The organism is Mesorhizobium sp. M1A.F.Ca.ET.072.01.1.1, assembly GCF_004023325.1.
In the GTDB taxonomy this organism is placed as follows: Bacteria; Pseudomonadota; Alphaproteobacteria; order Rhizobiales; family Rhizobiaceae; genus Mesorhizobium.
Genome location: NZ_RZSF01000047.1, coordinates 19,801 through 29,725 on the forward strand (window position 1 = coordinate 19,801; position 9,925 = coordinate 29,725).

The 9,925-nt window shown below is 58.2% G+C and carries 10 protein-coding genes; all 10 read left to right on the plus strand.

Features of this window, described 5'->3' with window-relative positions; translation table 11 throughout:
* Positions 1–20: 20 nt before the first annotated feature.
* The 10 genes from EOA32_RS38485 to EOA32_RS09860 all read left to right on the plus strand — a co-directional run bounded on the left by EOA32_RS38485 (position 21) and on the right by EOA32_RS09860 (position 9,801).
* The gene (locus EOA32_RS38485; RefSeq protein ID WP_189407037.1) at positions 21–194 is read left to right on the plus strand and encodes a hypothetical protein; all 174 of its coding nucleotides are present in this window, start codon (positions 21–23) and stop codon (positions 192–194) included.
* A 71-nt stretch (positions 195–265) separates the two neighbouring features.
* The gene (locus tag EOA32_RS09825; protein WP_128371626.1) at positions 266–1,522 is read left to right on the plus strand and encodes a sarcosine oxidase subunit beta family protein; all 1,257 of its coding nucleotides are present in this window, start codon (positions 266–268) and stop codon (positions 1,520–1,522) included.
* Between the two features lie 9 nt (positions 1,523–1,531).
* Complete coding sequence (locus EOA32_RS09830; protein WP_042646618.1) at positions 1,532–1,798, plus strand: sarcosine oxidase subunit delta; 267 nt, start codon at positions 1,532–1,534, stop codon at positions 1,796–1,798.
* Complete coding sequence (locus EOA32_RS09835; protein ID WP_128371627.1) at positions 1,795–4,758, plus strand: sarcosine oxidase subunit alpha family protein; 2,964 nt, start codon at positions 1,795–1,797, stop codon at positions 4,756–4,758. Before EOA32_RS09830 ends, EOA32_RS09835 begins: the two co-directional genes overlap by 4 nt.
* The gene (locus tag EOA32_RS09840; RefSeq protein WP_128371628.1) at positions 4,751–5,308 is read left to right on the plus strand and encodes a hypothetical protein; all 558 of its coding nucleotides are present in this window, start codon (positions 4,751–4,753) and stop codon (positions 5,306–5,308) included. Before EOA32_RS09835 ends, EOA32_RS09840 begins: the two co-directional genes overlap by 8 nt.
* A gap of 171 nt (positions 5,309–5,479) precedes the next feature.
* A complete protein-coding gene (locus EOA32_RS39765; RefSeq protein WP_245499227.1) occupies positions 5,480–5,668 on the plus strand; it encodes a M24 family metallopeptidase in 189 nt (62 codons plus the stop codon).
* A 56-nt stretch (positions 5,669–5,724) separates the two neighbouring features.
* Positions 5,725–6,120, plus strand: coding sequence for a M24 family metallopeptidase (locus EOA32_RS39770; RefSeq protein ID WP_245499228.1), 396 nt, complete (start codon positions 5,725–5,727; stop codon positions 6,118–6,120).
* A 13-nt stretch (positions 6,121–6,133) separates the two neighbouring features.
* The gene (locus EOA32_RS09850; protein WP_042646684.1) at positions 6,134–7,363 is read left to right on the plus strand and encodes a M20 family metallopeptidase; all 1,230 of its coding nucleotides are present in this window, start codon (positions 6,134–6,136) and stop codon (positions 7,361–7,363) included.
* Between the two features lie 876 nt (positions 7,364–8,239).
* A complete protein-coding gene (locus tag EOA32_RS09855) occupies positions 8,240–9,583 on the plus strand; it encodes an MATE family efflux transporter (protein ID WP_245499229.1) in 1,344 nt (447 codons plus the stop codon).
* Positions 9,580–9,801 (plus strand): hypothetical protein, encoded by a 222-nt coding sequence (locus EOA32_RS09860; RefSeq protein WP_128371629.1) that lies wholly within the window; start codon positions 9,580–9,582, stop codon positions 9,799–9,801. Before EOA32_RS09855 ends, EOA32_RS09860 begins: the two co-directional genes overlap by 4 nt.
* The last annotated feature ends 124 nt before the right edge of the window (positions 9,802–9,925 follow it).

Genomic DNA, 9,925 nt, shown 5'->3' on the forward strand with positions numbered 1-9,925 from the left:
GTGACTGGCGCACCGACGTCTTGATCGTCAATGAAGCAAAAAGAGATCTGGAGGGGCTGCGCTCCATTTTTGCTTACTGCGACGCCGAGGAGAATCCTGGCCTGCAATCACAGGCGGGAAGCGGCCGGAAACTCAATTCGGGTGCTGCCAAATCACAGATGTCCGCCATGCGCACCAACGATATCGGTGTGTGAACGCGCCCCGCACGTTCTCGATCTCCAAGCCCTCGAGGAGGGCTCCGAAGTGCTAACAACTGAGGAGTCGCATGAGTCAGTATTCGGCCCTTTCAATCTTGCGCCATGGCTTGACCGGCAACAAGCACTGGCCACGGGCGTGGCGGGACCCTGCGCCGAAACCAAGTTACGACGTGGTCATTGTTGGCGGCGGTGGCCATGGCTTGGCGACAGCCTACTATCTGGCCAAGGAGCATGGGATACGCAACGTGGCCGTCCTCGAAAAAGGGTGGCTCGGCGGCGGCAACACGGGCCGCAACACCACCATTGTCCGTTCCAACTATATGATGCCTGGCAACACTATCTTCTATGAGCGGTCTATGCAGCTATGGGGGAATCTCAGCCAAGAGTTGAACTACAATGTCATGATGTCGCGGCGGGGATACTATTTCGTCTTCCATTCGCCGGGACAGGGGGAGGTTCTGCGGCGCCGCGCCAATGTCATGCGCGCCAATGGTATTGACGCTGAATTCTTGGACCGCGCTGAAACAATGAGGCGGCTACCCATGCTCGACTACTCAGCCACCGCGCGGTTTCCGATTTACGGCTCATTCTCGCAACCCCGAGCTGGCACAGCGCGTCACGACGCGGTCGCGTGGGGGTTCGCACGTGCGGCCGACAAGCAAGGTGTCGATATCATCCAGCAGTGCGAGGTGATGGGCTATATCTGGGACAAGGACAAAATAATCGGCGTCGAGACAACGCGTGGTCCGATCCGGGCAAACAAAGTGGCGCTGGCAGTTGCCGGTCACACCAGCCATTTGGCGGCGAAGGCCGGGCTTCGTCTGCCCATCGAAACGCATGTTCTTCAGGCGTATGTCACCGAGCCACTCAAGCCACTGGTCGATCATGTGATTATCTATGGGGGCGCGCATTTCTATATCAGTCAATCTGACAAGGGGGGCTTGGTGCTCGGCGGCGATCTCGACGGCTTCAACTCCTATGCTCAGCGTGGCGGTCTGCCTACCGTCGAACACACGCTTCAAAGCGCTAAAGCCCTTATGCCATCGATCTCTCGCTTGCGTCTGCTGCGCCAATGGGCTGGAGCGATGGATATGACGATGGATGGCTCGCCGATCATCGGCAAGATGCCAATCGAGGGGCTCTGGTTGAATGGCGGCTGGTGCTATGGCGGCTTCAAGGCCATACCCGCCTCCGGTTACTGCTTCGCCTGGACGCTCGCGAAGGGCGAGCCCCATCCCGACAATGCTGAATTCACTCTGCAGCGTTTCGAGCGTGGCTACCAAATCGACGAGTCGGGTGCTGGGCCAGACCCGAAGGCTCATTGAGGTTCGATTATGTTGAGAATCCCTTGCCCTGTTTGCGGGTTGCGAGATGAAACCGAATTCACCTACGGCGCCGATGCGACCCTGCGCCGTCCAGATATGGAGGAAACCGATCCTGGGGTCTGGCACGACTACGTATTCATTCGCGACAATCCGCAAGGTCGGCACAAGGAATATTGGCACCATGTCAGCGGGTGCCGGCAATGGATCCTCGTCGAACGCGACACGCTCACGCACGAGATCTTTGGTTCGTCCCTGGTCCGCGAGGTAGCAGCATGACGGCGCGTAGGCTGCTGGGCGGCGGGCGTATAGACCGCTCGCGTCAGATCACCGTCCAATTCGATGGCCGTTCTTTTCTCGCTCATCCCGGTGACACACTGGCTTCGGCTTTGTTGGCGGGTGGTCAGAAGATCCTCGGGCGCAGTTTCAAATATCATCGGCCGCGCGGCCTTGTCGCGGCCGGTGTGGAAGAGACCAACGCCCTTGTCCACCTGCGCGACGGGGAGCGGCATGAGCCCAATGCCCAGGCAACAATGGTGGAAGCCTTCGACGGTCTAAGATCGACTCCACAGAACGCCTGGCCAAGTCTGCAATTCGATTTTGGAGCTATAAACGGGCTGCTGTCCCGCTTCTTCGGAGCGGGCTTTTACTACAAGACTTTTATCGGCCCCTTCAGCGGAACAAAGTTCTGGATGTTCTGCGAGGGCTTCATTCGCCAGGCGGCCGGCATGGGCCGGGCGACGACGCTCGCTGATCCCGACCAGTATGAGAAGATCAACGCATTCTGTGATGTCCTGATCGTTGGAGCAGGCCCGGCCGGGATTGCTGCGGCTCTCGCGGCCGGTCGCAAGGGCGACAATGTCATATTGGTAGAACAGGACCGTGACCTCGGCGGATCGCTCCTCAGTGAACCGGTGGGTTCGCCCTCCGACGGCTGGCTTGCTCAAGCGCGGGCGGAGCTTGACGATCTGCCCAACATTCGCGTTCTAACCCGCACCACGGCTTTTGGTGCATATGATTGTGAGGTGTTCGGCCTGGTGGAGAGGGTTCAGGACCACGTGCTAGCGCCTGAGCGGGGAAAGCCTAGACAACGCTATTGGGTGGTGCGAACGAGCCGGGCCGTTCTGGCGACCGGAGCGATCGAACGTCCCATGGTATTCGCTGGCAATGACGTGCCAGGTGTTATGCTCACGTCAGCCGTTCGTAGTTATCTAAACCGGTATGCTGTCCTTGCTGGCGAACGGATTGTCGTGGCAACGAACAACGACAGCGCCTACACCGCAGCCGTCGAACTCGCAAAATCGGGTGCCAAGGTTACTATCTGCGACATCCGGAAGGAAATCCCGGCACAACTTGGCGCAAATGCCAAGAGTGCAGGCATTGACTTGCGGCCAGCCCATGCAGTCCTGAAGGTGACAGGTTGCAAAGGAGTGAAGGCTGCATACCTCGTACCAGTCAGTTCGCAAGGTAAAGCGACGGGCGGAAGTGTGCGGGTTGCTTGCGATATTGTCGCAATGTCCGGTGGTTGGGCTCCGACGCTGCATTTGTGGAGCCAGCGCTTTGGAAAGCCGATATACAGCGAGGGGTTGGACACCTTTCTGCCACTGGCGGAAAAAGGGGCCTTCACATGCGTCGGCTCGCTCGTCGGCTCCGCATCGCTCAGAGATGCTCTTCAGCAGGGCCACAAAGCTGGCGGAGGCACCGGGAAGGAACCCGCGCTATTTGGACACGCTGATTTCTGGGGCCGTAACCTCCTGCCGGTGACAGTTGTCACCAAGGCCGACGGCGGCACCCCGGGTAAGGCATTCGTGGATTTTCAGCATGATGTGAAGCTGGCGGATATTGATCAGGCCTACCGTGAGGGCTACGTCTCGATCGAACACCTCAAGCGCTATACGACTTCCGGTATGGCAGCGGACCAGGGTAAGACTTCGAACCTGAACGCCCTTGCTCGGATGGCCGAATTGCGTGGTTTGGCCATTCCCAACGTCGGCACCACCACTTTCCGTCCGCCCTATACCCCCGTTACGATAGGCGCCATTGTCGCCCACGATCACGGGCTTCATCTTCGTCCAACCCGGCTTTCCACCATCCACGATTGGCACACCGAAAACGGCGCCGAAATGATGGATGCGGGGCTATGGTTGCGACCCTGGTACTATCCAGAAAATGGTGAAAGCATCACCGAGGCCTATGTTCGTGAAGCTATTCACGTTCGCGAACACGTGGGTATCGTCGATGTGTCAACACTTGGCAAGATCGCGGTCCAGGGCCCGGATGCCGCGGAATTCCTCAACCGCGTTTATGTGAATGGCTTCAAGACGCTTCCTGTCGGTCGGCTGCGCTATGGCATCATGCTGCGGGAGGACGGCTTCGTCTTTGACGATGGCGCGACCGCCCGGATAGGCGAGCACGACTATTTCATGTCGACCACGACGGCCAATGCCGCCAAGGTGCTTGCGTGGGCGGAATACCTCCTTCAGACCGCTTGGCACGATCTCAAAGTGCATGTCACATCAGTTACTGATCAGTGGGCGGCGATTGCCATCGCCGGTCCCAAATCCCGGCGCCTTTTGACGGATGTGATAGGTGCAGACCTGAGCAGGGAGGCGCTGCCCAACAACCATTTCACCCACGTCACAATTGGCGATGTGCCTTGCCGCCTGCATCGCATGAGCTTTTCAGGCGAGCTTGCCTACGAAATCTACATCCCTGCGAAATCCGGACGCAAAGTTTGGGAAGCTTTGATCGCTGCGGGGCCCCCCCACAATCTGAAGCCGTACGGCCTTGAGGCCATGGGTGCATTACGCATTGAGAAGGGGCACATCGCTGGCTCCGAAATTGAAGGCCGCACGACCATGAAGGATCTGGGCCTGGAGGGTTTCGCATCCAGCAAGAAGCCGTTTGTCGGCTCTGTGCTGCGCAAGCGCCCGGTTCTCGAAGACCCGAAGCGTCCGTCCCTGGTTGGGCTGGAAATCATCGGCAATCAAGGGGCAACGGCAGGGTCGCTCCTCTTCGCAATGAACGCTCCAGCCAAGGGCCATGGCGAGGGCTGGGTCTCGTCGACGACTTATTCCCCTGCCTTGAAGAAGAACATCGCGCTGGCGCTGCTGTCGCGCGGGCCAGAACGTTTCGGCGAGACGATCCAAGTGGTCGATTTCGTGGGAAATCAAACACTGCACGCGAAAGTCGTCTCGCACCATTTCTTTGATCCTGAAGGACATCGCCAGAATGGCTAAGAAACATCCTTCGCCGATCCGCGGCACCACGACCGACGGTCTGGCCGTCACTATCACGGAAACGGAGCTGGGTCATTTGACCCAGCTTGCTGGTTGGGAAGGTTTCGACAGAACAGCGGATCAGGCGCTCCGAACTCAAGGGCTGCCCTTGCCAAGTGATTTCCGTTCCTCGGTCCGGCGCGGGCCGGCGACCCTATGGCGCACCGCGCCCGACCGGGTGCTAATCAGATCCGAAACCCCTCTTCGTCGTGTCGAAACCGCAGTCAACCTGGCCATCCTCGATCTTTCTGATTCGCGTGTGTGCCTGACGCTCGAAGGACCCGGTGCCAGCGGGCTCCTCAGTCGCGTCGCCGCTCTCGACTTCGGCGATGCAGCCTTTCTCGTCGGGCAGTTTGCGCAAACCGCCATTCACCAGGTCAGCGTACTTATCGACCGGCAAGGCATCGACCAGTTCACCCTGCTTATACCGACGACGTTTGCAATGGCGCTCACCAGCTTCTTGGCAGATCATCTCACGGCTGAACTGGTATCCAAACCAATGAACCGGTAAAATTGTAGATATAAGAGGGATACACCTCTGGAGTCCTGTATTTATCCTGTATGCGAATGGCTTTCCGCGTCCCGTCAGACTTGGACGGAAATTGTTCTATCCAAAGCGCTTCACACAACGCGTCTGGTTAAATGGCAGAAGATCGTCAAAATCGCCCCGGAGATCGAGTACATGCGGGCTGTGGAGAAGATCGCGACAGCTATGCATCAGCGCGTGATCGAAGTGCTTCGACCCGGAGTGAAGCAGTCAGAAGTGGTTGCAGAAATCTATGACACCGCCACACGTGGTGTTGACGGCATCTGGGGCGACTACTCCGCAGCCGTTCCCATGATCGGAGCGGGGATCGATGCCTCCGTCTGACATGGTCCGATCGTGAGCTTCGTTCGGGTGGAAGCATTTTCTTTGAACTGGCTAGCGTGCACAAGCTTTACCATTACCCGCTCTCGCGCACCTTTTATCTTGGCAAGCCGGACCAAAAGTTCGCTGATGCGGAAAAGGTCGTGCTCGAAGGAATGGCGGCCGGCCTGAAAAAGGCCCTGCCCGGGAACGTTTGCGAGGACGTCGCGCAATCCTATTACGGCGTTATCGAGCGCCATGGGCAGAGGAAGCCAAGCCGCACCGGCTACTCGATCGGCCTTGCCTATCCGCCGGATTGGGGCGAGAATTCAGCGAGCTGCGACCGCACCGAGTCGCGGCTAGGCATGACCTTCCATTTCATGTCGGGCCTTTGGTTTGGTGACTGGGCCACCGAGATCACCGAGAGCATCCTGATCCGCGACGGCCAGAGTGCTTGGCGAACTCGCGTCAATTGATTGTGATTGAATGATGAGCGCAACCAGAAACAAAGACCTTGGAAGTCATGGGTTCCATTTGCCCGAAGGGAGCGAGCAGCAAATTCTCGCTCTGCGACACTACATGCACGAAAACCCGGAACTTTCGAATGAAGAACATAAGACACAGGCGAAAATCGCCGAGTTCCTCGGCCACGCAGGGCTCCGAGATCCCCACGTGTTTCACAACACGGGTCTTTTCATCGACATCGTCGGTGAGGGCAACGGGATCCCGCTGAACGTCGTGGTTCGAGGGGACATTGACGCGCTGCCGATCGAAGAGGAAAGGCCGGATCTTCCCTTTCGTTCGCGTGTTCCCGGAAAAATGCATGCGTGCGGTCACGACGCGCATGCATCGATCGCGCTAGGCGTGGTATTGGCGGCTCTTGCCCATCGCCAGCACTTCGCAGGCAAGGTGCGGGTCGTTTTCCAGCCTGCCGAGGAGGCAGAGCCTCTCGGTGGACGGTCGGTCGCTGAACAGGGTCTCCTGGAAGGATTCGACTGCGCCGTTGGCATGCATGTGAACCCGGAAATACCGTCCGGAAAATTTTCGGTCCTGACTGGTCCGGTGACGAAGTCTGCCGATGAATTCCAGGTCACTTTCACAGGCAAGAAAAGCCACGCAGCATGGCCGGAGTTAGGTGTTGATGCGATTGCGATCGCCTCGACGTTCGTCACGGAAGTGCAAAAGTTGATATCGCGAGAGAGCCATGCGGACGAGGCTCCAGTGATCTCCATAGGCCGGTTCCACGGTGGCGAGGCGACGAACATTGTTTGTGATCGCGTCGTCATCGATGGCACGCTGCGCAGCCGATCGCCTGAAGCGCGTCACAGACTTCGCGTGCGCCTTCAGGAGCTCGCAGAGCAAATCGCCACGATGCACCGCGGCCAAGCCGAGCTCAAATTGGTTCCCGGAGAGCCCGCAGTCGTCAATAACCCGGACATTAGCCTGCGGGCAAGGGAGGGGATCTCTGTGCTATATGGAACGAATTCGCTCGTCCCCACGAGACCGCTCGCAGGGGCAGATGATTTCGGATTCTACGCCGAGAAACTGCCGTCAGTTTATTTCTGGTTCGGCTGCCACAATGAAGCTTTGGGAAACAGAACCCATGTTCACACCCCGGAGTTCGGGGTTTCCGATGACGACGTGCTGCGCGCCGCGCGCGCCGCTTGGGCGATCGTCAGAACCCTTCAGCAGTCAGCGAAGGAGGGTGCCCTGTCATGAACACCGCAAGGATAACGCACGTTGAGCCTGCACTTGATGCCGGCATGGCAGACCAAGTCGTCACCGGTTTGATCGCTCTTTCGACTGATGTGGTCACGGAGTACGAGCTGCGAAAATTGCCCTCGGATGGAGCCAGTACATCGGCAACTCGGATACCGACTGACCATGCCCGCTTGTTTGAGTAAGGCGGCATTATAGCATTAGGGAGGCAGCTACAGCTGTAAATTCCAATGAATCCCAAGCTCTCTTCATTCCCTGCACCGGGCTAAGGACCTCTATGATCATTGATACCTTGAGGCGCGGATAGGAAAACCGGTGATCACGGCCCACCAGGCCATGCTTTAGGATGCGATCAAGCTCGGCGGCTTTAAGCAGCCGTTGGTGCCGTTAATAGGTTTCGGAAAGCTCTTCGCTTTCCAGCTTTGAGCGACCTTGGCCTACAGCTAACCATTAGAATGGGGAGGCGCAGAACGCTGCTTCGCCTGTTGTTCTAAGCATGCGCTGTCGAGGCTCTCGAACCTTTGCACAAGGTCGCTTGCCACAACTTTGCTGGGTGCTTTCGGAGTTTCAGCCCATCGTAAAAACAAGCGACTTGAGTAGAAAAGCCAGTGTTGCGGCGCCCCAAAGATCACAGCCTTCCCGGTTTGTCTATGCACGCCGTGCTGCCATCACCTGTCGATCTGTCGCAATCGATCCTTCATCCAAATTCATAGAATCTTTACGATCGAAAATAAGCTGACGATGGTAAGTTCAGTTCGGGCACTGGTAACTGGTAAGCACGAACTATCACGCAAGCCGCGTTGCTGAGGGTCCAGCTAGCGGGCTTTGCCACCGCTGGTGATCAAAACTTTGCACCTGAGCCCATGGGGAGTCTATGTGGAACAGAACGCCCCGATCCTCGGCTCAAGCCCCTTTCAAGTCACCAACCGCCAGGTCCTCGCGATCGCCATACCCATGACGCTTGCATACCTCACTACTCCGTTACTGGGCCTCGTCGACACGGCCATCATCGGCCGATTCGGCGATGCTTCGTTGCTTGGCGGCCTTGCGGCCGGAGCTATGGTTTTCAATGTCGTCTTTACGACCTTCAATTTCCTGCGCTCCAGTACAACTGGGCTCGTCGCCCAGGCATTCGGGAGGCACGATGCCACCGAAGAGCGGGCGGTCTTCTGGCGAGCGTTTGTGATTGCAGCTATGTCCGGCTTGGCTCTCGTCGCGCTTACGCCACTGATTGTCACAATCGGCAAATGGTTCATCGGCGCGGAACCAGGTGTGACCGCTGCGATGGAAAACTATATCCGCATTCGCCTTGTCTCCGCGCCCGCCGCACTCATCAATTATGCGATGCTGGGATATTTCCTGGGTCGCGGCGAGGCGGGCCGGGGACTTTTCTTGCAACTCGTCCTGAACGGGCTGAATATTGGGTTGTCCAATTTTCTAGGCCTCTATCTCGGCTGGGGCGTTGCAGGTGTCGCCTGGGCGGCGGTGTGCGGCGAAGCCGCAGCGATGATCGCTGGCATGGCAATCCTCCTTGGGCGCTTTCGTGCAATGCCGAAAATGTCGCGCCAGCCTGTATTCAATGTAGCGGAGATGAGCCGGATGCTTCATCTTAGTAGCGATATCATGATCCGCTGCTTCGTGATGATGGGGGCATACATAGTCTTTACGCGGCAGGGGGCGCAACTGGGCACCTTGGTTCTTGCCGCGAACGCAGTGTTGATGCAATTGTACTTGGTCACAGCCTATTTCCTCGACGGGTTTGGGGCGGCCGCGGAGCAACTCGTTGGCCGTGCCATTGGGGCCAGCTATCGGCCGGCGTTCTTCCGGGCCGTTAGGTTGACCGCCGGCTGGGGGCTCGGGTTCGCTGGGTGTGCCAGCGTCTTGCTTCTCGCTTCCGGCGAACAGCTCGTGGGCATCATAGCGCGGGCGGTAGACGTACGCACTGAGGCGGTCTCCTATCTTCCTTGGGCAGCATTCGCGGTACTGAGCGGTGCGCCGGCATTTCAGATGGAAGGTATTTTCATTGGTGCCACCTGGTCGCGCGACATACGCAATACGATGCTTTTAGCGTTCGCGGCGTTCGTCGCTGCTGTGTTCCGGTTGGGAGAGATGTACGGCAACCATGGGCTCTGGGCTGCGCTTCACATTTTTCTGCTCGTGAGAGGGACAAGCCTGCTGTCAATCATGGGTCGCCGCGTCCGCACCGCGTTCCGGGAATGAAGCCAAACGGCTGGCGGCAAGGTCGTTGTGAGCGGGTTACTGCGGCGTCCTTTGGTGTGCCGCAACGCGTGCTGACGATTCCCACAAAACGTGCGCACATTGAGGTGATGCGCCACCTCAGACGCAGAAGTGGACGCAATCAGCCGCACCGTACCTTCATCGAGGCCCGTCTGCGTGAAACACCGCATCTGCCGGCCGGCGGCAGCATGGATTTCTGACGAGGCCCCTTTCTTTCTTGTCGTGGAAGAGGGCGGAGCTACCTTACCAATGGTCCATTCGCCCTCTTCCAGGCGTCGATTCCGCCCTCGATGTGGCAGGCTGATGTGAGGCCCTGATCCTGGG